This window comes from Picrophilus oshimae DSM 9789, assembly GCF_900176435.1.
Taxonomy (GTDB): Archaea; Thermoplasmatota; Thermoplasmata; order Thermoplasmatales; family Thermoplasmataceae; genus Picrophilus; species Picrophilus oshimae.
The window spans coordinates 93,380-115,660 of the sequence record NZ_FWYE01000002.1 but is presented as its reverse complement, the minus strand read 5'-3'; the positions used below and the strand labels follow the sequence as shown (position 1 = coordinate 115,660).

24 protein-coding genes and 1 tRNA gene are annotated in these 22,281 nt (G+C 36.5%); 7 read left to right on the top strand and 18 right to left on the bottom strand.

Annotated features, from left to right (window positions below; translation table 11 throughout):
* The first annotated feature begins 27 nt into the window (after positions 1-27).
* Together B8780_RS04120 and B8780_RS04115 are read left to right on the top strand one after the other, a co-directional pair.
* On the top strand, positions 28-924 hold the full coding sequence (locus B8780_RS04120; RefSeq protein WP_084272764.1) for an endonuclease V: 897 nt from the start codon (positions 28-30) through the stop codon (positions 922-924).
* 62 nt (positions 925-986) lie between these two features.
* A complete protein-coding gene (locus B8780_RS04115; RefSeq protein WP_084272763.1) occupies positions 987-1,238 on the top strand; it encodes a nucleotide-binding protein in 252 nt (83 codons plus the stop codon).
* A 3-nt stretch (positions 1,239-1,241) separates the two neighbouring features.
* On the opposite strand, the gene B8780_RS04110 is transcribed toward B8780_RS04115, so the two are convergent.
* The 6 genes from B8780_RS04110 to B8780_RS04085 all read right to left on the bottom strand — a co-directional run bounded on the left by B8780_RS04110 (position 1,242) and on the right by B8780_RS04085 (position 7,445).
* Positions 1,242-2,387 carry a pyridoxal-phosphate-dependent aminotransferase family protein gene (locus B8780_RS04110; RefSeq protein ID WP_084272762.1) on the bottom strand — a complete coding sequence of 382 codons (1,146 nt, stop codon included), beginning with the start codon at positions 2,385-2,387 and terminating at the stop codon, positions 1,242-1,244.
* 24 nt (positions 2,388-2,411) lie between these two features.
* A complete protein-coding gene (locus tag B8780_RS04105) occupies positions 2,412-3,137 on the bottom strand; it encodes a cobalt-precorrin-4/precorrin-4 C(11)-methyltransferase (RefSeq protein WP_011178233.1) in 726 nt (241 codons plus the stop codon).
* Between the two features lie 20 nt (positions 3,138-3,157).
* Positions 3,158-3,784: a precorrin-2 C(20)-methyltransferase gene (locus B8780_RS04100; RefSeq protein WP_011178234.1), complete on the bottom strand. Its 627-nt coding sequence runs from the start codon at positions 3,782-3,784 to the stop codon at positions 3,158-3,160.
* Positions 3,777-4,937, bottom strand: coding sequence for a precorrin-6y C5,15-methyltransferase (decarboxylating) subunit CbiE (gene cbiE, locus B8780_RS04095; protein WP_084272761.1), 1,161 nt, complete (start codon positions 4,935-4,937; stop codon positions 3,777-3,779). Before cbiE ends, B8780_RS04100 begins: the two co-directional genes overlap by 8 nt.
* Positions 4,934-6,103 carry a uroporphyrinogen-III C-methyltransferase gene (cobA, locus tag B8780_RS04090; RefSeq protein WP_011178236.1) on the bottom strand — a complete coding sequence of 390 codons (1,170 nt, stop codon included), beginning with the start codon at positions 6,101-6,103 and terminating at the stop codon, positions 4,934-4,936. Before cobA ends, cbiE begins: the two co-directional genes overlap by 4 nt.
* Before the next feature lie 64 nt (positions 6,104-6,167).
* Positions 6,168-7,445, bottom strand: a complete 1,278-nt coding sequence (locus tag B8780_RS04085) for an MFS transporter (RefSeq protein WP_084272760.1) — start codon at positions 7,443-7,445, stop codon at positions 6,168-6,170.
* Positions 7,446-7,556: 111 nt separating this feature from the next.
* Between B8780_RS04085 and ilvD the strand changes: the two genes are divergently transcribed.
* Entirely contained in the window at positions 7,557-9,215 is a 1,659-nt protein-coding gene (ilvD, locus tag B8780_RS04080) for a dihydroxy-acid dehydratase (RefSeq protein WP_084272759.1), read from the top strand.
* Positions 9,216-9,217: 2 nt separating this feature from the next.
* Here ilvD and B8780_RS04075 read toward each other — a convergent pair whose 3' ends face one another.
* Positions 9,218-10,150 carry a 2-hydroxyacid dehydrogenase gene (locus tag B8780_RS04075; protein WP_084272758.1) on the bottom strand — a complete coding sequence of 311 codons (933 nt, stop codon included), beginning with the start codon at positions 10,148-10,150 and terminating at the stop codon, positions 9,218-9,220.
* 68 nt (positions 10,151-10,218) lie between these two features.
* Between B8780_RS04075 and B8780_RS04070 the strand changes: the two genes are divergently transcribed.
* Complete coding sequence (locus tag B8780_RS04070) at positions 10,219-10,665, top strand: hypothetical protein (protein ID WP_084272757.1); 447 nt, start codon at positions 10,219-10,221, stop codon at positions 10,663-10,665.
* Here the strand turns inward: B8780_RS04070 and B8780_RS04065 are convergent.
* Positions 10,662-11,036, bottom strand: a complete 375-nt coding sequence (locus tag B8780_RS04065; RefSeq protein WP_084272756.1) for a hypothetical protein — start codon at positions 11,034-11,036, stop codon at positions 10,662-10,664. The genes B8780_RS04070 and B8780_RS04065 overlap by 4 nt on opposite strands.
* 94 nt (positions 11,037-11,130) lie before the next feature.
* Between B8780_RS04065 and B8780_RS04060 the strand changes: the two genes are divergently transcribed.
* Complete coding sequence (locus B8780_RS04060) at positions 11,131-11,490, top strand: hypothetical protein (RefSeq protein ID WP_084272755.1); 360 nt, start codon at positions 11,131-11,133, stop codon at positions 11,488-11,490.
* Here B8780_RS04060 and gck read toward each other — a convergent pair.
* Positions 11,465-12,712, bottom strand: coding sequence for a glycerate 2-kinase (gck, locus tag B8780_RS04055; protein WP_084272754.1), 1,248 nt, complete (start codon positions 12,710-12,712; stop codon positions 11,465-11,467). The genes B8780_RS04060 and gck overlap by 26 nt on opposite strands.
* A gap of 56 nt (positions 12,713-12,768) precedes the next feature.
* On the bottom strand, positions 12,769-14,001 hold the full coding sequence (gene prf1 / locus B8780_RS04050) for a peptide chain release factor aRF-1 (RefSeq protein WP_011178244.1): 1,233 nt from the start codon (positions 13,999-14,001) through the stop codon (positions 12,769-12,771).
* A gap of 41 nt (positions 14,002-14,042) precedes the next feature.
* Between prf1 and pyrH the strand changes: the two genes are divergently transcribed.
* On the top strand, positions 14,043-14,720 hold the full coding sequence (gene pyrH / locus B8780_RS04045; RefSeq protein WP_084272909.1) for a UMP kinase: 678 nt from the start codon (positions 14,043-14,045) through the stop codon (positions 14,718-14,720).
* Entirely contained in the window at positions 14,701-15,216 is a 516-nt protein-coding gene (locus tag B8780_RS04040) for an NTP transferase domain-containing protein (protein WP_161939674.1), read from the top strand. The genes pyrH and B8780_RS04040 overlap by 20 nt, the downstream gene beginning before the upstream one ends.
* Here the strand turns inward: B8780_RS04040 and B8780_RS04035 are convergent.
* The 8 genes from B8780_RS04035 to B8780_RS04000 all read right to left on the bottom strand — a co-directional run bounded on the left by B8780_RS04035 (position 15,211) and on the right by B8780_RS04000 (position 22,277).
* Positions 15,211-15,807, bottom strand: coding sequence for a 2,3-diphosphoglycerate-dependent phosphoglycerate mutase (locus tag B8780_RS04035; protein ID WP_011178247.1), 597 nt, complete (start codon positions 15,805-15,807; stop codon positions 15,211-15,213). The two genes, B8780_RS04040 and B8780_RS04035, sit on opposite strands and share 6 nt — an antisense overlap.
* Before the next feature lie 97 nt (positions 15,808-15,904).
* A tRNA-Leu gene (locus tag B8780_RS04030) sits at positions 15,905-15,989 on the bottom strand.
* 59 nt (positions 15,990-16,048) lie between these two features.
* Positions 16,049-17,482 carry a beta-galactosidase BgaS gene (gene bgaS / locus B8780_RS04025; RefSeq protein ID WP_084272752.1) on the bottom strand — a complete coding sequence of 478 codons (1,434 nt, stop codon included), beginning with the start codon at positions 17,480-17,482 and terminating at the stop codon, positions 16,049-16,051.
* A gap of 59 nt (positions 17,483-17,541) precedes the next feature.
* Positions 17,542-18,558, bottom strand: a complete 1,017-nt coding sequence (locus B8780_RS04020; RefSeq protein ID WP_084272751.1) for a TrmB family transcriptional regulator — start codon at positions 18,556-18,558, stop codon at positions 17,542-17,544.
* 38 nt (positions 18,559-18,596) lie between these two features.
* Positions 18,597-19,559 carry an ABC transporter ATP-binding protein gene (locus B8780_RS04015; protein ID WP_084272750.1) on the bottom strand — a complete coding sequence of 321 codons (963 nt, stop codon included), beginning with the start codon at positions 19,557-19,559 and terminating at the stop codon, positions 18,597-18,599.
* The gene (locus tag B8780_RS04010) at positions 19,560-20,348 is read right to left on the bottom strand and encodes an ABC transporter ATP-binding protein (RefSeq protein WP_236719379.1); all 789 of its coding nucleotides are present in this window, start codon (positions 20,346-20,348) and stop codon (positions 19,560-19,562) included.
* Positions 20,332-21,276, bottom strand: a complete 945-nt coding sequence (locus B8780_RS04005) for an ABC transporter permease (RefSeq protein ID WP_084272748.1) — start codon at positions 21,274-21,276, stop codon at positions 20,332-20,334. The genes B8780_RS04010 and B8780_RS04005 overlap by 17 nt, the downstream gene beginning before the upstream one ends.
* On the bottom strand, positions 21,276-22,277 hold the full coding sequence (locus tag B8780_RS04000; RefSeq protein ID WP_236719378.1) for an ABC transporter permease: 1,002 nt from the start codon (positions 22,275-22,277) through the stop codon (positions 21,276-21,278). Before B8780_RS04000 ends, B8780_RS04005 begins: the two co-directional genes overlap by 1 nt.
* Between the last annotated feature and the right edge of the window lie 4 nt (positions 22,278-22,281).

Here is a 22,281-nt window from a genome sequence, read left to right as displayed (position 1 = left end):
TTTTAAGATAACTAATAATTAATAAAAATGCAGTCCATTGATTTATACTCATATCTTTACTCCCTTTTAGGACAGATACCCGAGGGCATGGTCACAACATATGGGGATCTTGCGGTTGCCCTTGGCGATGTAAAGGCTGCAAGGGCATGCGGTTACATGCTCTCAAGGAATAATGATACAGAGAACATACCATGCTATAAGGTCATAATGTCTGATGGATCACTCGGCGGTTACTCGCTGGGCATCGATGAAAAGATAAGGCGGTTAAGAAATGATGGAATAGAAATAAACAATGGAAGAATTGATTTAAAAAGGTACCGTTTTAATAATTTTGACAGCAGTTACCCATTAAAAAGACTGCAGGAAGAGCAGGAGAAAATAGCAGGGCTCGCAGTTTACAGCGATGATTATAATGAAGATAAAATATGCGCAATTGACGTTTCATATAAAGATGAAATAGGTTATTCAGTAATGGTTTCATTTGAAAATAATGAATACGATTTTAAAACCTTTATTAAGGAAACGAGGTTTCCATACATACCAGGATACCTTGCATACAGGGAGTTCCCGTACATAAAAGAGCTGGCAAAAAATTTCGATGGCACAATGATAATAGATGCAAACGGCCTTCTTCATCCAAGGAGGTGCGGCCTTGCAACATATGCCGGTGTTCTAATGAACAAACCATCAATAGGCGTTGCAAAGTCCCTGTTAACTGGAAGCATAAAAAATGGATATGTATATTATAATAACATGCCTCTTGGATATATGATAAACAGTAGAACAATTGTAAGTCCTGGAAACAGGATATCCCTGGAATCAAGCATAAATTTTATAAGGAATCTGGGCAAAGATCATTATCCAGAGATATTAAAGATTGCACATGATAGAACGGTCGCTCTAAGAAGAAATAATATTATATGATATTTTTTATTTAATCAAATAAATTATACAATATTTTATATAGTATTTGTAAATAAACAAATATGAAGTGCTCCAATCAAAACTGCAATGGCGAGATGGAATACGTTGGCGACATGAACTTCAGGGTCGGTGGCTACACAGGCCTTGGCGGCATGTTCCTTGGAGGCTGGAATGATCTTGCCGAGACGACACAGACGTTCTCACTTTATCGCTGCAATGTTTGCGGTAAGATAGATTTTTACGAGCCAAGGGGCGATGACAATACAGAAAACAATGACGATGCCACGGAAAAGAAAAGGCACAGATTTTTATAAATTTTAATAATTGTTATTAAAGAGGAATTCCTGCATTCTTTTTAGACCCTGGCCTGGTGATATATTATATTTCATTTCATGGAGAACCCTTTCCATGGCAGAAACAGTTGCTGCCGCATCATTTATGTTAAGCCAGCCCATGTGGCCTATCCTGACATACCTGTCCTTTAGCTCAGGAACAACGCCAGAGGCTATCTCTATGTTTTTTGAGTATAAACCAGATATAAATTCTGATGGATTATCTATCATCACTGCAGTGACCGTATTGCTCTTATAATCATCACCAGCAACTATCTCAAGGCCAAGACCATCTATACCGGATCTTATCGATTCGGCAACGATATAATGCCTTTTAATTCTTTCATCTATGCCCTCCTTTTTTATCAGCTCGAATGCCCTGGCCAGTGAAAATACTATATGAACAGGTGGTGTCGTATAATATGCCGATTTATTATCAAGTATCGATGTCATGATGTCCTTCCAGGCATATAAATTGTTGTAAAATCCGGATAATGATACATCATTAAGCTCGGAGACAGCCTCCGGTGAGATGGCAAGCAGGGCCGCACCTGGCGGTGCACCAAGGGCCTTCTGGCTTGCGGTAAAAACGACATCTACATCCCATTTATCAGCCTCCATGTTTTCACCGGATATGCTTGCGACGCCATCTGCAACTATTATATCAGAGATGTTTCTAAGAATCCCTGCCGCGGACTTAACATCAAATCTTACACCGGTGCTTGTTTCAACATGTGTCATAACGGCCATTCTATAATGCTTTTTTATATTCTCTATTTCATTCAATGAAACGGCCCTTCCAGGTGGAGCCTTTAAATAATCTATATTTAAATTATACCTGGAAAAGATGTTTTTCCAGCGGTCACCAAAGACGCCATTGCTTATTATTAAAACACTGTCATTTGGTTTAAGAAATGATGTCATTGATTCCATTGCAAGTGTTCCAGATCCTGGTAATATGAATGGCATGTAGTTCCCTGATTTAACAGTGTATAAAAAGCCATTGAGCGCGTACTTCATGGCCTCAACAAATTCAGGAGATGCAAAGCCGGCGTTGTTTACCAGCCCGGCCGATAGAACATCATTATCTATCGTTACCGGGCCAACATGCATTAAAAGCCTTCTGGACATGTTTAAAAATATGCACAACGATTATTAAGATTTTTTGCCGGCCCTGAACATATGTTTAAAGTTTTCATTATAAAGGTTTGATGATTTTCCACCATGAAATGATATAACACCACCGGCAAAGATTATGGCCTGCCTTGATATTCTATTCTTAAAAAGATCACCTTCAAGGTCCTTTACCGTTGTTTCTATAATCATTTCATCAGGCCAGGATATTTTATAAGCTATTATTAATCTATCATTTTCTGAGAATCCTGCATTAATAAGCTTCTCCGTTACCTCCCTGGCCCTTGCGGCGCTTAAAAGTATTGCCATTGTGCTCTTATGCCTTGCGAGTTCGCTTAAATCCTCGTTTTCTATGTAATCGGTTCTAACAGGAACCCTGGTGATTATCAATGACTGGCTTAATCCAGGTCTTGTTAATTCACCTATTCTGCTGGCAGCGGCGAATACAGAGCTTACACCTGGTATGATCTCGTATTCCATGGAATGCTCATTGAAGTATTTTATCTGCTCGTCTATTGCACCGTATATCGATGGATCACCACTGTGAACCCTGCATATGTCAAGACCATCATTATAATGCCTTTGAATAACATTTAATACCTCGTTTAACGTCATTCTGGATGATTTATATACTATGCACGATTTCTTTACCAGGCCCTCTATATCATTGCTAACAAGAGAATCAGCATAGATCATCACATCCGTGTTTTTAATCAATTCATATGCCTTTAATGTTAATAATTCCATGGAACCTGGACCGGCACCTATTATATGTATCGTTTTATCACCACCACAGTCATGTACTTATCTATATCATCTATACTTTTAAGAATCCTCTCATTTTCAGATGATATGTTCTCAATTATATAATAATTGTAATTCCCGGAGGCCAGCAGATTTTTAAGGGCCTCAAGGCACATTCTTGGTTTTAATATAATCGATGTGTCTGAATTATCAATTAAACCCTTTAATTTTTTATAATCATTTATTCCCGGTATTATATTTATTATATCGCTTCCAGTTCCAAGAAATAGTTTTAATGACGCGGCTGCGGCGTTTATCGAGCTTATTCCTGGAATAATCTCATAATTTATGTTTATATTATAAAGCTCCTTGAATGTGCTGTAAAGCATTGGATCACCCTCGACAGCATAAACTGTATTCCTTTCTGATAATCTTTTTATTAATTCAATGTTGTTATTAATGTCCTGCCCGTTCATTTCAAGCCTCATAGGTATTATCCTTCCAGGCGGTCCAAGTTTTTTTATTATATTATATGCAATATTCAATGAGCTTTCAGGGTATATTATATAATCCGCGGACATGATCGCTTTGTATCCCTTTATGGTTAATAGATCAGGATCACCTGGCCCAAGACCAACAACCTTAAGCATCTTTCTCACCGTGAAGTATAAACACCGGATTAACAGGCTCAAATCTAAAGGTGCTTAATATCCTTGAAGATTTAAAAACAGATACCTCCTCAAATGAAAAGTTTGAAAATAGTTTTTCCATTTTGTTCACTGCCCTGGCAAGGCTGTTCAGCGTTGCTATGTTAAGAACAAGCCTGCCTCCAGGCCTTAACCTTTTATATGAATATTCTATAATATCGTCGATTAAACCTGAGCTGCCGCCTATGAATACTGCATCCGGATCAGGCAGATCATCAAGGCAGTATGGCGCCTCACCATCTATAATATTTATATCGGAATGGAATCTCCTTGAATTTAGATATATATTTCTCAGTGCATTTTTATTCTTTTCTATGGAATAGATTAATGATCCCGGTGCAGCCTTTGAGGCGCTTATTGATATAAATCCAGAGCCGGCACCTATGTCCCAGAAAACATCGTTATCTTTTATATTTAATAATCTCAATGTTATATCCCTTATCTCTGATTTTGTAATATTTGAATTGATTTTATAAAGGTCATCATCATCAGGATAAATGTAGTTATCCTTATTCGATTTTAAATAAACAATGTTAAGCCTGGAAAAGCTCATTTTTGAGGCCTCTTCAGGATTCAATTTATATATTTTTTCATTGTCATAGCAGAGGTTCTCAAAGACGTACATTTCATAGTTTAGATTGAATTCCATAAGATACTTTGCTATCCTTGAAGGATTGTTCTCATCATCTGTTAATATAATAATCTTCCTGTTCTTCTCTATTCTCTGTGCCAGACCATTGATGCTCCTGCCATGAAGTGAAATAAAAACTGCATCATGGTAATCCTCATTTATCCTGGACATTGCAATGGCGATAGAGCTTGTTTCAGTTAAAATATTCATTTTGTATCTGGATGAAAGAGATGCACCAATACCAAAAAATAAAGGGTCTCCCGAGGCTATAATGCATATATTTTTGTTTATATTTTTATCTATAAATTCAACCGTGCTTTTTAAATCTTTTATGTAAAAATCAATCTTTTTATTTATAATGTGTGAATTCCTCTCACCGGATATTATTAAATCAGAGCTCTCTATTATTTCAAATGCCCTCCTGCTTAGCTTCCTGCATGGATTTATACCTATTACATTTATCAAAGATCATCACCAAACTCCATTTTATTTGAATCAATTATATGTGAATGCGCCTCTCCAGTGGCAAGTATCTTTTTACCTTTTATTATTTCATGTAAATCATTGTAAAACATGTATGATTTATCAAGGAAGACTATTCTTTGAGCCTTTTTTATGTAATCTATATAATATTCATTTAAACCAGTGCCCTTTATTTCTATAATGTCCGCAAAATTTTTTCTTGCACTGGAAAATTTAAAGATTCCATGCCTCATTAAAAGTTTCTTTCCATATTCATCTGAATCTATATTTATTATATTCCTTATATCAATTTTTTTCTCATTTAAAAGTCTAAAGAAAGATTCAACGTACTCGGCACCTATGAACAGGCTGTCACTAAATGAGGATAAAACAGGGTATCCAAGCCTTATCTTGACAAATCCAGGGTAAAGATCGTAATAATCCATGCAATGAAGTATAACAGTATTTTCAGATCTCCTTCTTTTATAAAGCGGCCTTGCAGCATCGCCTATGACTATTATTCCAGGATTACCATTGTAATTAAAATCAATGCTTTTTATGCTTCCATGATAAACATTTGAAAAATCGTATGTGCCATTTTCTATTATTGAAACGTTTGTATTCATGTCATAAACCATGGATAATTTATCAAGTATCTCTTCGACGTTATGTGTGCCCATCATTATTACCAGTGAAAGTTTTTTTAAATCAAAATTCTGGATCATATTATCTACATTATGGCCCGTGGTTATTATCAATCCAGAGTTTAAACCTCTATATGTTAATGGTACGTAATCCATCTCTGGAACGGATATTGATGATGAAATCCCTGGCATTATAACAAAGTCAACATTGTTTTTTATTAAAAAGGATACCTCCTCGCCGCCACGGCCAAATATAAATGGATCGCCACCCTTTAATCTAACAACATTTTCATAGATTTTTGAGTATTCAAAAATCATTTTATTTATCTCTTCCTGAGGTACTTTCTCTGAATAAGGTTTTTTACCGGCATAGACTAATATGCAATCCCTTCTTGCAAATCTCAAAATGCCTGGATTTACCAAATGGTCATATATTATTACATCTGCCATTTCTATAATTCTAATCGAGCCAATGGTGTAAAGATCCTCGTTTCCAGGGCCTGCACCTATAATATATACCGGCATTTACCTTCTATTGCAACATCATATATGAATTTACTGAAATCTATTTATTAAAAATAAAGTTTATTTATCTTGCCTTTTTAATCAGTAATGTGATTAATCCGGCTATTAAAGCAAAGGCTGCCATTGAGTAAACGCCGGAAACAAAGGAATGTGTCAGTGATTCAAGACCCCCAACGATTATTGGGCCGGCAACACCTCCAAGGTTTCCAAGGGCATTTATCAGGCCTATTGCGGCAGATGCCCCCTCGCGGGTCAGCGCCTCCTGCGGCATGGTCCAGAATACCGGCAAGAATGTGAATATGCCTATCGCCGAGATCGTGAACAGTACAAATGAAAGGTCTGGTATACTCTCTGTGAAAGCGCTTAGGGCAAGGCCTGCAAATGCTATGAAAAATATGTAAAATGTCAGGATCTTTCTGTTTCCGGATCTGTCAGAATATCTGAGTATAAATATTAATGCAATTGCAGCAACTATGTATGGTATATCTGACAAAAAGCTTGATTCTGCCGCTGAAACATGTGAAAACGAGCTTATTATTGATGGCAGCCAGATCGTGTAACCATAAAGTGCGGTGACGCCAAAGAAGTATATTAAAACATATAATATTACATCGTGGTCCCTGAGTGCAGCCCTCCATGAAACCTTTGTTGGCTTGTTTTTTTCCTCGTTTAATATTGAACTGTCGAGCTCCTCCTTTTCAGATTTTGAGAGCCATTTTGCATCATCTGGAAAATCAGATAGAACAACGTATAATAATGGTATTGATATCAATGCAAGTATACCTTCTATTATAAATAGATACCTCCATCCAGGATAATCATGATAAACGGTGAAGACAGAGCCTGCTATCAGGCCGCCAAATATGCCGGCAACCGGTATTGCCGCATTGAAGAATCCGTTTGCGAGGCCGCGCTCCTCCTTTGAAAACCATATGCCAAGAAAGAACATCGTTCCAGCGTAGAATGGTGCCTCGGCAAGTCCAAGGAAGAATCTTAGTGCATACATCTCAGGAACATCCGTTACAAAGCCAGTTAGTATCGTTATTATGCCCCAGAGGCCAAATGCAAGTGCAAAGATCTTTCTTATGCCAATTGTGTTTATCTTTAAATTTGTAAAAACCTGCGGTATTGCATATGCCACAAAGAACATTGCAGAGGCTATGCCAGCTATCAATGATGCAAGATTTGCAGGTGCGCCTATATCCTGAAACATGCCGGCATCTATTGCATAGGATAGATTAACGCGGTCAAGGAAGTTTACAACGTAAAGAAAGAATAGCATTGGCGTTAATCTAATCAATCTCTTCCTGTAGGAGCTCAAAACCTTAATACTGTATGACATGGCATGATAATGTCTATGCATATTTAAATATTTCATTCATTATATATTGTTTTTTAAACTGCGATTTTATCAAAACAATAATTTTTAATAAACGCTAGTGTTTATCAATCTATGGGATCCAAGGAATTCTACGGCGGTATAGAAAAGTCCCCAAACAGATCATTCCTAAAGGCCATGGGATTAACTGACAAAGATATATCAAATGGACTCGTTGGCGTCGGTGTTGCATGGAGTGAATCAGGACCATGTAATATACATGCCCTGTCTCTTGGAAACAAGGCCGCGGAGGGCGTTAGTCACTCTGGCATGACACCAAGGCTGTTTGCAACGCCACTTGTTATAGATGGCATGGCCATGGGAAATGAGGGCATGCGCTATTCATTACCGAGCAGGGAGGTAATAGCCAACACTGTTGAACTGACAATAAAGGGTCATGGATTTGATGCCTTTGTTGGAATATCCGGATGCGATAAAACAACGCCTGGCATGCTAATGGGTGCTGCCAGGATAAATGTTCCGTCCATAGTTATGTATGGTGGCTCAACACTCCCGGGATATTATATGGGTAAAAAGATAGCTGTTGGTGATGTATATGAGGCCGTTGGAAGCTATCAGGCAGGCAGGATGACCGTGGAGGAATTAAAAATAATGGAGAATTCTGCAGTTCCAACAGCAGGTGCCTGTGGCGGTCTTTACACCGCAAATACAATGGCGTTTATGAGCGAGGGTCTTGGAATGGCGTTAACAGGAAGCGCATCACCGCCGGCAGTTGACTCGGGCAAGACAAAATTCGCCTTTGAAACTGGTGCTGCAATAAAAACACTGGTTGAAAATGATATAAAGCCCAGGGACGTGATGACGTACGAAGCCTTTGAAAATGCAATAACACTTTTAATGGCCTCTGGTGGATCAACAAACGTTGTTTTGCACCTTCTGGCAATAGCCCATGAGGCCCATGTAAACATAAAACTTGACGATTTTGATAGAATAGGCAATAAGGTTCCTGAGATAGTAAACATGAAGCCCGGCGGTCCATACACAATGGCCGAGTTAAATGAAATCGGTGGCGTCCCTGTTGTAATGAAGAAGCTTCTTGATAAGGGATTTCTCCACGGTGATGTTTTAACTGTAACAGGAAAAACATTAAGGGAAAATCTAAACGAAATAAAAATTTTGAATATAAATCAGGACATTGTTTATGATATAGAAAGACCAAAGATGAGAACCGGTGGGATAAAGATATTAAGGGGAAATATAGCAAGGGAAGGCTCGGTCTTCAAGGCATCTGCATCAAGCGTCATGAAACACACAGGGCCTGCAAAGGTTTTTGACGGTGAGGAGGCTGCTTTTAGGGCACTTATGGATAATAAGATAGAGCGCGGCGATGTTATAGTAATAAGGTACGAGGGTCCAAAGGGCGGTCCCGGTATGCGTGAGATGCTTGCTGTAACAGCCGCAGTTGTCGGCAAGGGCTTTGACAGGGACGTTGCACTGATCACTGATGGACGCTTTTCCGGGGCAACACGCGGGATCATGATCGGCCACGTTGCACCCGAGGCATTTGTTGGTGGTGAGATAGCCCTGCTTAAGGACGGTGATGTAATAACAATAGATGGCGAAAACGGTCTATTAAAGGCCAGTGTAAGCGATGATGAATTTAAAAGAAGAAGGGAATCATGGAGGCCGCCCGAGCCAAAATACAGTACCGGTTATTTAAGCCAGTACGCAAAACTCGTCGGCAGTGCCTCAAGGGGGGCGGTTCTGGAATAAATTTATATATTTACATATTTTTCAGGGTTTAACCCATGAAGCCCAAGCTCAAGATTCTTTAATGCAAGGTTTGCCATGTCCCTTCTGGTTTCATATGATGCGCTTGCCATATGGGGCGTCAAAAGGACATTATCAAGTTTAACAAATCTGTTATCGGCTCTTACGGGCTCATTATCAAAGACATCAAGTGCTGCACCGGCTATGTCTCTATTTAACAGTGCATTATAAAGATCGTCCTCGTTTACTATGTGGCCTCTGGATGCGTTTATAATATAAGCGGTTTTCTTCATTTTTGATATTAAATCTTTATTAACAATGTTCCTTGTTTCATCATTCAACGGTAATGTAATTACAATAAAATCTGATCTTGAAAAGAGTTCATTCAGGCCTACATGGCCATTTACATCCCTTTCTGTTCTATTATAATATATTACATTCATGTCAAAACCCGAGGCCCTTCTCATAACGGCATGTCCTATTCTACCAAGGCCAAGTATGCCCAGCGTTTTACCATAAACATCATGGCCGAGCATAAAATCAGGCTTCCAGCGGTATTCCCATTTATTTGAAATTATTGTTTCATATCCGGAGCATATTCTTCTTGCAATGCATATTATTAATCCAAAGATGAAGTCCGCGGTGCTTTCCGTAAGCACATCAGGTGTGTATCCTATCTTTATGTTCCTGCTTAATGCATACTTAACATCTATATGGTCATATCCAACACTGTACGTGCTTATAACCTTTAATTTTTTTGCCGCATCAATGATCTCACTATCTATTCTATCAGAGAGCGTTATTAATATTCCATCAGCATCATTTATCGATTCCATTAGCCATTGATGTGAATCCATGTTTTCGGGTTTGTAAATAAAATCTATATCTTTATAATAATCTGTAAATGGTATTTTCTCGGTTACTAATACCCTGTACATAATCTAAGAACCATTTATTATAAATAAGAGTTGCCCAAGGTTTATAATCAATATTATGATAACCAAAAATGGTATGTTCTATAGATAAGTTATGGAAGATCCCCCTTGGTAATGGTGGCATATACCGTCTATCATTTGATAACAATAAGATTGCATTTTACAGGGTCTTTAGTGGAAAATACATAGAGGAAAAACTAAAACCTGAAAAATATGATAAGGTTATAATGTCAATGGACGTTCCAACAGCAATGGACCCATTAATGCCCGAGGAGCTTTACAGCAAAATAAACGAGATTATAGAATACTTCTCTGATGAATATAATAAAAAAATTCTGTCAAAAGGCGTTGAAAAATCAGAAATGGAAATAAAAAATGAAAAAATAGTTTTAAAGGAAAAAAATGGCATATCAAACATATCTATAGGAAATGAAAACTTTATCCTTCTTGGAAAGCTTGATATAGAAACCTTAAACTGCCTGAAAAATATGTATCATGATAATCTAAAAATAATTTAAACATTCCACAGCTTTTTTATGTACCAGAGATTAACCATGTCTGGTTTTCCAAAGAAGTCCTTCATTGAGAAGATGCTCTCGTCTATGTACCTAGGCGAATACCATTCAAGGAACGTGTCAAATATCCTGTCAAGCTCATAGTTTGTAAGGTTCCCATTTTCCAGCTTCTCACCTGCAACGAAGCTGCTGTTTATAAGCCATTTCGGCCTTTTCCATCTTGGGTCCGAAAGCTTTTTTGTTATATGCGGCTTAAGGAAATTTTTCCAGTAATTTAATAATTTTTCATATGTCTCCTCGACATCTTTTTTATAAAGGTACGAATAATCCATCTCTACCCTTAAAATCTTTTTTTCATTTTCATTGTTTGGCATAATACCATCTTATTTTAAAATTATAAGAACAGATATTAACTTTTTTCTTGGGAAATGAGAACATTTTATATTTATATTATAATTATCATAAACAATGACCGTAAGGGAACTTATTTATAATATGATGTATAAAAAAAGCTATAATGAAATAGCATCATCCGTTATAAATAAATTCGGCATCAATATTGATGTTTTAAATGAATTAAAAATGTTTCCAAACATATCAAGGGCCCTTGCAATAGAGGTCTTTTATTTATATAATAAATTAAACGATAATGAAAAAAATGTTATAATAGAGTATTCAAAGAATAATCAGATCTTTGCTGATGCCCTTGGTGAATGCATAAATTCACATGGCAATATCAAAGATTTTTATGAAATAATAGCCAAAAACAAATGCATAAGAAGCAAAATAGATAATATCGATTCTATTTATTATAATAAAGACCAATGATTATATCAGAAACGTTATTTCCTGTTCTTCCTGTTATTATTGCACCATGGTTCTTTATTAATAAATTATAGCTATCGTTTCTATTTAAATATTCATTTATATTATCAATTTTATGATCTGAATCAACGATGCCCCCTGCAGCAGGGCTGACCCCATCGATGCCGTCCGTGCCGAAGCTTGCTATTGTGTAAACCTCGCTGTTTGATGAGTTCTTCATAAACCTTAGGACAAGCTCCTGGTTTCTGCCACCTGAACCATGGCCCTTTACATCGACCGTTGTCTCACCACCTAGCATGAAATAAAATGGTTTCCTCTTTGATGAATATATATTTTTTAATATATTATGCAGAATCAATGATAGATCCTCAACGTTTCCTGAAAAGTTGCTTCCAAGGTTTACGGCATCATCATTTATGTTCGAATAGATATAATCCAGAAAATCCCTGTTTTTTAATATTATATACTGTTTTACATTGTTAAAGTATATATCATCAATGTTCCTGTACATTTTAATCCTTTCATCATTGCCAAGGTACTTTTTTATTGTTTCCATTAGATCTTCAATCCTATAATCAATCCTTGTTAAAGGCCCGGATGCTATTATTGAAAGGTCATCATTTTTTACATCTGATATTATAAATGATATAACCCTGGCAGGATAAAGCATCGTTGCAAGCTTTCCACCCTTAACCTTTGAAAGCATGGATCTAACCATGTTTAATTCATAGATATCGCAGCCCTTATCCATCATGGTTTTTGATATGTTTTTTATATCATCTATGTTTATACCATCCTCTGGAATCTCAAAGAGTGATGATCCTCCACCGGATATTAAAACTATCACAAGATCATTTTCATTTAAATTTTTCAGCCCGGAGAGCATTGAAATGCTCGATGAAACGGAGAGATCGCCCGTGAAAGGATGTGTGCCCCTAAGTATCCTTAATTCATTGTAATCATTTGTTTTTTCATCATCAGGAACTATTATTGATGCGTAAACAAGATCCTTCAATATAAAAGGTCTTATACCGGAGTACATTTTAAATGCAGCCTTGCCAAAGCCTATTAAAAATATTCTTTTTGAATCAAATTTTATATTATTTTTTTCAATAAAATTTTTTATTGCATTTTCAGGATCCATTGCAATAAGTGTTTTATCTATAATATTTAGTATTTTCCTTCTTGTATCTGTTATTGCTATATCATTATAATTCTCTATCATGATAAATGAAATGCATTTAAATATAATATTTTAAAGAAAATGATATAAATTAAAAATTACGGCGCTATTGCAGGAACATACCTCATTATTCCGGCAAGGCCACCAAATGCCGTTTTTATTAACCTGCCCTCATCGCTGTCCTCTGAGACAAAAACAACGTTTGTGCCCGCCTCATCAGCGAGTTTGTAAAGATCCTCAACAAGGTCATCCTCATCAACAAGCTCCATTTCTGAATTATCCTTATCACATAAAGGCGTCTCCCTTGGCTTTTCTGTGAATGTTTTTGTATCATTGCAAACAGGGCATTTGTATGTATACCTTCGTTTCTTTAACGTGTCTGATATTATTAAAAGATCAAGGTTCTTGCTCTTCAGGGCATTTATTATTGCATCCTCACCGTAAACCCCAAGGCCGCCCTCAGGCTTTTTTATCTCCCTTAGAAATCTGTTTATTATATCCTTCTCCCTTGATATCTTCATATCCTTTATTGATTCAGAGGCCTTCTCAACAAGCTCCCTGAGTCCAGATTCGTCCGTGTATCCAATATCAAAAAGATCCTTTACCTTCTGCTTTATCTCATTTCTTAAATAATCCTTTTCAAGAAAGTACTCCTTTGTTGCCCCAGGACCGCCTATGAAGACTGCATTTATGTCCTTTATTAATGGCATAAATGCATTGTTTGCTATTTCACCTATCTTTTTAAAGAAATCATTTGCGGCTATTTCTATTAAACGCTCGAACCTTCGTGATGACTGCCCTCCCTGGTGATGCTTGCTCGGTACCAGCGACTGTTCATAATCCACGACCTCAATTCTGGTACCCTTTAAAAATCCAACCGTGGCCTCCTTTCTATCTATTACTATTAGACCGTATATATCCTTCTCCTTTAACTGTGATTCAAGCTGCTCAAGATGGAAATTTGAATCACATTTATACATGAATGTTTGTATCGGTTCAGGCGGTTCTATGATCTTTGTGTACATCTCTGTTTGATCACCTCGTGTTGCTATGTGACCTACGAAGAACACAAGCCCGGTTTCAGGAGGCTGCTTATAATACTTTAACCTTGACATTATTGATTCTATTGCTGCAAGCACATTCTTCCTTGTTGACTTTGATTTTATATTTGATGATGTTGAATATTCTTCCCTTAAATATTGCACCACATCTGATATCTGCTTGTCAGGCGGTATGTAAAGTGATATTAGTTCAGTGCCCCTGCCGTGAAGATCCTTTAATTCCTCAAGGGCCTTTTTGAATTCATATCTTTTATAATCCTCGCTTTCCATATATGGAAAATTTTATAATAATATTTAACCTTAATCCAAGGATGAAGAGGGTTGTAATTTCGCTTGGCGGATCAATAATATCAATGGAAAAATTAAATCTTGAATTCATGGAGGAATTCTCAAGGATGCTTGGAAATATAAAGGGCTACGATGGCTTCGGTATTGTTGTCGGCGGCGGAAAGCTGGCCAGAACATACATATCAGACCTTAGAAAATACAACGTAAATGATAATATTTTGGATGAAATAGGAATTAACGCTACAAGGATAAATGCACTGGCAATGACCACATTTTTAGACGATGTAAATTCAAAGATACCGACAACGGTAAACGACGCCGCAGAGATGATGCATGATTATCGATACGTTGTTATGGGCGGAACTGAGCCAGGGCATACAACAGATACTGTTGCGATGCTTTTTGCAGAAAGGATAAATGCCGATGTTATGATAAATGGCACTTCCGTGGACGGCGTTTATACAGAGGACCCAAGGAAAAACAGAAATGCAAAAAAGATTGATAGAATGAACTACGATGATGCAATAAAGCTCTCAATTGATAGCTCTATAGGTGCAGGATCAAACGTTTTCATGGATATAACATCACTGAGCATAGCAAAAAGATCAGGTATAAAGATCTTCGTTATTAACGGCTTAAAAATAGATGAATACATAAATATATTATACAATGGGACCTGCAATGGGACAATCATCGAATAAGATCGCATGTTTAATCATGGCCGGAGGCCTTGGCTCAAGGTTAAACAAAAAAAAGATGCTTCTTGATTTTTTCGGCTCATCGATAATAGAGCGTGAAATATCATTAATAAGATCGATATCGGACAGTATTTATATCTGTATATCTAAAAACACAGAATTCTTATTGAATCTTTTTGATTTAAATTACATACAGGGCTCTGGTGATTATTCAGGCGACCTTCTTTTATCTCTGAAAAGAATAGATAGATTTCCTTTGCTTGTAATGCCGGCAGATATCATTTTTAATATTGGATTAATTGTTAAATTCATTTCAATGAATAACAATAATTACGATATAATAAACATGAAGATTAAAAATAATTTTACCGGGGTATCAATATTCAACAGGATGGCCTTCGAAAAATACCTTGATATAAACATGGATGATCCCGGCTTCTTTAATGTAAATACAATGGATGATTATAAAAAGGCCCTGGAATATTATAAATATTTATGAAAACATCTTTTTTATACCATCATCAAGGTATATTGCACCAAGGCACAGGAGTTTTTTATTATCTATATCTATAACGGTCATTGACGCATTTTTTATGTCTATACCGAAGCTGCATGGCTCATCAATATTAAGGTAATATGAGGCGGCTGCCCTTATGGGATCTGAATGCGATACAAATATATTGTTCCCGTCATAACTTAATAAAGAATCGATCATCCTTTTTATTAGATGATCCCATGGCTCAAATCCAAGATCATTTCTTAAATCACCGTGAATATGCGCATTCGGATACAGTTCATCCCTGTATTCACTTACATGGTGATTGTTTGCACTTCCAAGGTCTATTTCTTTTAATCTGTCATCATAAACAACGTTTACATTTATTATTTTTCCTATGATATCAGCTGTTTGGGCTGCCCTTTTAACAGGGCTTGAAACGATCCTGTCTATTTTAAGACCAATTAATTGTTCTGCAGTTCTTTCAACCTGTTTTATTCCTCTTTCTGTTAGTTTGTTATTATCAATATCATGTGATAGTAAGCCTGCGATGTTTATATCACTCTCGCCATGTCTTATTAATATTGCCCTCATAAAACGTAATAAACATATGATATATTAAATGTGTTTAAGATCATTTTACCTTGTAAAATATAGAAATTTTCCATTTAATACTATAAATAAATTAAAATGCGGAGAGGGGGATTTGAACCCCCGAATCCCTGCGGAAATGGACCCTGAATCCATCGCCTTTGTCCTGGCTCGGCAATCTCCGCCCTTGATGTTAATCGATTTAACATATATTAAAATAACTCTAAAATTTGAAATTTATTAATTAGATTTTTTCATCTATTATCCATCTAAATTTATCCGGTACACCACTGTTTTCTATTATTTCACGGTATATGAGTGCACTGGGCCTTACATGTCTCTCCTTTGTTTTCATATCAACCACCACAAGTCCAAATTTTTTTGAAAACCCGCTGGCCCATTCATAATTGTCTGTTAATGCCCAGTGATAATAGCCATCAACCTTGGCACCATCCTCAATTGCCCTCTCTATATTTCCAAAGTGTGATATTATGTACATTGATCTGTAACGATCATTGGAATCGGCTATACCATTTTCGGTTATTGTTATAGGTATTTTATATCTTTTCCAGTAATCTTTTATTATATTATATATTCCGTCTTGATATATCTCCCAGCCAGTATCACTTACAGACCTGCCATCCCGGGATTTTTCCATATCCCCGCAGTAATGGCCATATCCCTTTACCATTTCCCAGCTCCCATTATTTCTGGAAACGACATCCCTGCTATAGTAGTTTAGACCAAGCCAGTCAACTTTATTAACCATGTCATGCCTTTTTTCTGATCCATCATCTCCTGCAAATTCTCTGTACCATGAAAGATCTCCCCTTATTATTGAATCAAAGAAAGAATACCTCCTGAAGAACTTAACATCTTCTTCAAGTTCAAGATCATTATTTAGCGATTGTATATCGCCGTTTGCAAATATTACACCAACAGGTTTCTTTGAAAATGTTTTTATTGCATCGTATGCCCTTGCATGACCCTCTGCAAATTTTTTCTTTCTTTTTGATATGCCATTATTTGAATGATCTATTGAACAACCTTCATAAACCATGTTTGGCTCATTCATTGTTGACCATCTGTCGGCGAGATCATTAAATTTATATGATATATAACCAGCATACTTTGCAAATTCTACTATTATTTTATTGTTAAAGCATCCCCCAATAGCCCTTCTTCCGCTGTAATCTTGCTTTGAGGGGTCATTGAGCCATGATGGTATTGTCCAGTGGTAAAGATTTATTATAAGAAATTTTCCCCTGGACTTAAAGTCACCAAACATCTCCCTATAGTGCTTAACTGCATCATTATTTGCAAGTTTTTCCAATTCCTTTACTGTATCAATGCTAATTTCAGTACTTACTATATCATCACCATTATATTCAACGTCTATGTCAACAGATTCTGTTGATTCTGGAAATATTCTGGACCATTCTATACCCAGCCTTGCTGCATTCATGCCAAGAGAAGATGCTATGTCATGATCCTTTTCATATAAATCCCAGTATGCAACACCATTCTGTGGCAGATCACCTGAAACATAATGCTCAGCTATATTTCTCTTATCGTTTGACCATATGTACCAGTCTGAATTCATATCCGGATTTGACAGGCCCATCTCGAACTGAAAACCGCATTCAGAAAAACCAAATTTAAAGTTTTTATCAACCATTATTTTTAAATTTTTTTGTTTATTAATATCTTTGCATCTTACTATTTGCATAGTATTTTTTAAAGTCTTGATATCTCAAGATCCAGCATTTTTACATCCTCTAGTATTGCAGATTTTCCACCAACAGAGAAATTACCATTACTGGATTCAATAAAAAAACTTTGCTTAACACCGTTAATTCTTTCAACTCTTTTTATTATTCCTGTGATGTTTATTCTGTTATTTTTATATATGCCTGAAAGCTGGCCCTTAACTTTAATTCCTAATCTAAGATAATAATCAATAACATCACATGCAAGCCATATCGTTGTAAATCTATAATAAAAACCACCATTATCAGGATAGTATCTATACTCTGAGGGCTGCCATATATTATATAAAAAATAATAGCTTAAAACGTGCATTAGCTGGTCCTCCTCAAGATATATTGAATAATCAGAATTCTCAACTCCGCTTTTAAGATTTGATAATATATATGACCTGTCCACCATCATCATTTCCAAGGGCTTTTGATCTCTTATTTTCAATATTGTACCCTTCGGCACCTTTTCTATTACATCAGCGCTTGAATCTGAGAATAGAACAAGTGCTATCGTTATGCCTTTCTTTATGGTCCTTGATATAAAACCAGACATGTTTAAAAATGATTGTTTTGATAATGATAAGATAATTTCATCCCTTGCAGAATAAAACATGGATTTCATTCTATCCTCAACGTTTTTGTTTCCCTTAACAAACCAGATGTAGGGTTCTTTTACATCCTCTGTTTCACGGTATTTCTCAACATATTCTTCAAGGCTGTTAACATAATTGTCCATCCATGCCACCTGACGGCGCAGTACTATGGAAACTGGAACTGCCCTGTAAAGATGCTTTTTCCCGGTAACTGTATCAACAAAGCCCTTTTCCTGAAGTGATGAAAATAGATCATATATCCTTGGTTGTGGTATCCCAGCTATTTTTACAGTACCTGTTGGTGTATTTGGACCCTTAAGAAGAAGTGTTTTGTAAACCTTTATCTCATAATTTGACAGACCAAATTTTGCGAGGCCCCCGAATAAATCATCATCTGACATTTTTAATTGGAACTTTATTTAATATTTAAATCTTTTTATCACATGTCCTTCCACATAGGGTATCTTGAGCATCTATACATATGATTAGAACCCTGTAGCTCTGGATGTTTTAATTTACACTCATCATCCGCAAAGATGCACCTTTCAAGAAAATAACAACCTGGATTTTTATTAGAAAAGTTCATAGGCGTACCCTTTATTAAAAGATTTCTGTCGATGTTTTTTCCAATTACCGGTATGCTGTTTTTAAGCAGGTATGTGTATGGATGTGCAGTTTCATAAAGCAGGTCTTTGTATGATCCATATTCAACTATCTCACCGCCATACATCATCATCATTTCATCTGATATCTGAAACAGTATAGAAAGGTCATGTGATATAAAAATCATTGTTATGCCAAGGCTGCGCTGTATTCTTTTTATATCTGATAATATGTCATGCTCCACAAGCACGTCAAGCCCTGTTGTCGGTTCATCAAGCAGCACAAGTTCAGGCGATAATGCAAGTGCCATGGATATAACAACCCTTTGCCTCATTCCACCAGAAAGTTCGTGTGGATAGCTATAAAGAACATTCTCATTAAGCCTGACAAGTTCTATTGCATCCAGCATTCTCTTATCGTATTCGCTCTTATCAAGGTTGTGTGCCATAAACAGATCATAGAACTGGAACTTAATCCTTTTAACAGGATTTAATGCATTCATTGCTGCCTGTGGTATAAATGAATATCTTGCCCCTCTGATGCGTCTCAGCTCTAATTGTTTTAATTTTAGTATATCTACACCATCAAACATGACGCTTCCTGATATAATTTTGCCTGGATATTTAAGAGAGCCATACAGAACAGAGGCCAGTGTGCTCTTTCCAGAACCGGATTCCCCAGCTATGCCAAGTATAATACCCTTTTCAACATCAAAATTTAGGTTTTCGAGTATCCTTGTGAACCCGCCCTCCCAGTAATAACCAGCACTTATGTTCCTGACGTTAAGTATTGCTGCCATTTATTCTATCCTCCTGTATGGATTTGGCGCAGCCTCTATTAAGCGCTTTGTGTACGAATCGTATGGGTTTGATATTATTCTATCTGTTGCACCATGCTCAACAATGAAGCCATTGTGCATCACATATATCCTCTCTGTTATCATGCTTACAGTGTTCAGATCATGGGTTATATATATTATACTTATGCCAAGGTTATCACGTATCTCCTTTAAAAGATTTAATATACCTATTCTTACTGATATGTCCAGCATTGATACAGGTTCATCTGCTATAAGTACCTGTGGCTCAAGCGCCAGCACCCTGGCAAGATAAACGCGCTGCCTCTGTCCGCCGGAGAGTTGATGCGGGAATTTGTCCATAAAATAGTCTGAGGGTGATAGTGTAACCATATCAAGAAGTTCACCTATCCTTTCATGTATGTTTCTATTATAGCCAGTAATCTTTAATGGTCTTTCTATATGCCATGCAACCGTATGATTTGGATCCAGCGATGCATAAGGATCCTGAAATACCATCTGTATTTTGCGCCTGTACATCTTTAATCTCTTTCCATGATAGCCGGTCACATCATCATCCATGTAAAATATTTTGCCTGCTGTTGGTCTGTAAAGCAGGACAAGCACCTTTGCAAGTGTGCTCTTTCCACTACCGCTTGCACCAACAATTCCTATTATTTCTCTCTCATTTAGCTCAATGTTTACATTGTTTAATGCGTTTATAATACCTCCTTTTATTATTCCGGATCTAACATTAAATGATTTTGAAACGTTTTCAGTTTTTAGAATCATCATCAACACCCTTAACCTTTGAAAATCTTCTAAGAGCTGGATTGGATATCTCATCAAGGCCAAAGTTCAGTAATATAAATGAAAACATGAGAATTGATATCATTATGCTGGGGGGAAGTATCCACCACCACATACCTGTTAAATAAGCCTCATTGTTTATTGCCCAGTAAAGCATTGTTCCCCAGTTTACCTGGAGTAAATTACCAACGCCAAGATACTCAACAAATGTTAACCCCATAGTTCCATACATTGCCGTGAAGAAAAAATTTGATACGATAACAGGAAAAATTGCCCTTATAATCTGTCTGAATATTATACTGAACCTGTTTTCACCTATTAATATTGATGAAATTATAAAATCCCTTTTTGAAACAGATAATGTTACAGATCTAAATGTTCTCGCACCAAATGCCCAGCCTGTTATTACAAGTATTAATACTGTTGGTATATAGCCTAGAGATTCATGTATACCAAGGAAGTACGATCCAAAGAGCATTATTAAAAGTACCCCTGGTATTATTAAAAATATGTTTATAACTGCTGTTATGGCATTATTTACCCTTTCAGACGCAAAACCGGCAGCTATTCCAACAAATACTGATATTAATGTTCCAAGTATTCCAACTGTAAAGCCAACCATTAATGTTGGGGCAGCACCATAAAAAAGCTGTGAGAAAACATCCTGACCGTATGCTGTGGTTCCAAGTATATGGGCATATGATGGTGGCATTGATCTGGCAAATTCATACTTTTCAGGATTATAAGGCGTAAAAAACTGGCCAAGTATTGCAAATACTATTAGGCCTATTAATAGTATAAAACCGGCCTTTGCCTTGCTATTGTTAAGCAATATTTTTACTGGTTTTAGAGCATTACCTGTATTAAAGGCTAATGCTCGTCGCCTTTCGTTTTTGTGCGCTATGCTCATTATTCACCCTCCTGTTTTATTCTTGGATCGAGAAAACCATATAGTATGTCAACTATAAGGTTGCCAAAAAGCACTGCTATTATCACCATAAGAAATATTCCCTGGATCAGTGGATAATCGAGATTGTCTATTGCAGTTATCATGTACATACCAACTCCGGGATAAGAAAATATCGATTCTTCTATTATAACACCGCTAACGGAGAGTCCCACGGACATGGCAAAGCCTGTTAGGTTTGGAATTATTGCATTTCTATAGGCTATTGCATTTATCTGATCCTTTCTAAGCCCAAGGTTCTCGGCAAAATTTATAAAATCACTGTTAACATTTGGTATTATATTGTTTCTCATGCCAAGAACCCATCCACCTATAGAAGTTAAAACTATTGTCATAACGGGCAATACTGAATGATATATTGCACTTATTATAAATGGAACATTAAAACCGATGTTTGTACTTGTTGAGTATGCTCCGGCTATTGGAAATAGCTTCAATCCAACAGAGAATATATCCAGTATTATAAATGCAAGAACAAAAGCTGGAAATGACGCCATAAGCATTGAGAAAAGATCTATAACAAGATCCTTTGCGGTATTTCTGTTTATGCCCGCATATCTTCCAAGCCTGTTTCCGACAAAGAATGATATTGCCATTGACGATATTACAAGAAATAGCGTCCAAGGAAGAGCCTGTTCAAGTATATATGATACAGGTTCAGGAAAAAAGGCTATTGAAACACCAAGATTGCCATGTGCAAGATCATTTAAATATTGAATATACTGTACATATATTGGTGAATTTGATATTCCGTACTCGGCTTCAAGCTGGTGTATATAAATTGGATTGATTGATCCACCGCCCTCCTTTATTATATCAAGATAGACAATCTCAGCTGGATCTCCAGGTATCATTCTTGGTATAAAAAAGTTAAGTGTAATGGCTCCAAAAAGAACTATAAGAAAAATAATTGCTTTTTTTAAAATATATTTAACAGGTATCATTATT

Coding starts and splice junctions, on each gene's coding strand:
- B8780_RS04120 (WP_084272764.1), top strand. CDS start 28: ATGCAGTCCATTGATTTATACTCATATCTTTACTCCCTTTTAGGACAG.
- B8780_RS04115 (WP_084272763.1), top strand. CDS start 987: ATGAAGTGCTCCAATCAAAACTGCAATGGCGAGATGGAATACGTTGGC.
- B8780_RS04110 (WP_084272762.1), bottom strand. CDS start 2,387: ATGTCCAGAAGGCTTTTAATGCATGTTGGCCCGGTAACGATAGATAAT.
- B8780_RS04105 (WP_011178233.1), bottom strand. CDS start 3,137: ATGGAATTATTAACATTAAAGGCATATGAATTGATTAAAAACACGGAT.
- B8780_RS04100 (WP_011178234.1), bottom strand. CDS start 3,784: ATGCTTAAGGTTGTTGGTCTTGGGCCAGGTGATCCTGATCTATTAACC.
- cobA (WP_011178236.1), bottom strand. CDS start 6,103: ATGCCGGTATATATTATAGGTGCAGGCCCTGGAAACGAGGATCTTTAC.
- B8780_RS04085 (WP_084272760.1), bottom strand. CDS start 7,445: ATGTCATACAGTATTAAGGTTTTGAGCTCCTACAGGAAGAGATTGATT.
- ilvD (WP_084272759.1), top strand. CDS start 7,557: ATGGGATCCAAGGAATTCTACGGCGGTATAGAAAAGTCCCCAAACAGA.
- B8780_RS04075 (WP_084272758.1), bottom strand. CDS start 10,150: ATGTACAGGGTATTAGTAACCGAGAAAATACCATTTACAGATTATTAT.
- B8780_RS04070 (WP_084272757.1), top strand. CDS start 10,219: ATGGTATGTTCTATAGATAAGTTATGGAAGATCCCCCTTGGTAATGGT.
- B8780_RS04065 (WP_084272756.1), bottom strand. CDS start 11,036: ATGCCAAACAATGAAAATGAAAAAAAGATTTTAAGGGTAGAGATGGAT.
- B8780_RS04060 (WP_084272755.1), top strand. CDS start 11,131: ATGACCGTAAGGGAACTTATTTATAATATGATGTATAAAAAAAGCTAT.
- gck (WP_084272754.1), bottom strand. CDS start 12,712: ATGATAGAGAATTATAATGATATAGCAATAACAGATACAAGAAGGAAA.
- prf1 (WP_011178244.1), bottom strand. CDS start 14,001: ATGGAAAGCGAGGATTATAAAAGATATGAATTCAAAAAGGCCCTTGAG.
- pyrH (WP_084272909.1), top strand. CDS start 14,043: ATGAAGAGGGTTGTAATTTCGCTTGGCGGATCAATAATATCAATGGAA.
- B8780_RS04040 (WP_161939674.1), top strand. CDS start 14,701: ATGGGACAATCATCGAATAAGATCGCATGTTTAATCATGGCCGGAGGC.
- B8780_RS04035 (WP_011178247.1), bottom strand. CDS start 15,807: ATGAGGGCAATATTAATAAGACATGGCGAGAGTGATATAAACATCGCA.
- bgaS (WP_084272752.1), bottom strand. CDS start 17,482: ATGGTTGATAAAAACTTTAAATTTGGTTTTTCTGAATGCGGTTTTCAG.
- B8780_RS04020 (WP_084272751.1), bottom strand. CDS start 18,558: ATGTCAGATGATGATTTATTCGGGGGCCTCGCAAAATTTGGTCTGTCA.
- B8780_RS04015 (WP_084272750.1), bottom strand. CDS start 19,559: ATGGCAGCAATACTTAACGTCAGGAACATAAGTGCTGGTTATTACTGG.
- B8780_RS04010 (WP_236719379.1), bottom strand. CDS start 20,348: ATGATTCTAAAAACTGAAAACGTTTCAAAATCATTTAATGTTAGATCC.
- B8780_RS04005 (WP_084272748.1), bottom strand. CDS start 21,276: ATGAGCATAGCGCACAAAAACGAAAGGCGACGAGCATTAGCCTTTAAT.
- B8780_RS04000 (WP_236719378.1), bottom strand. CDS start 22,277: ATGATACCTGTTAAATATATTTTAAAAAAAGCAATTATTTTTCTTATA.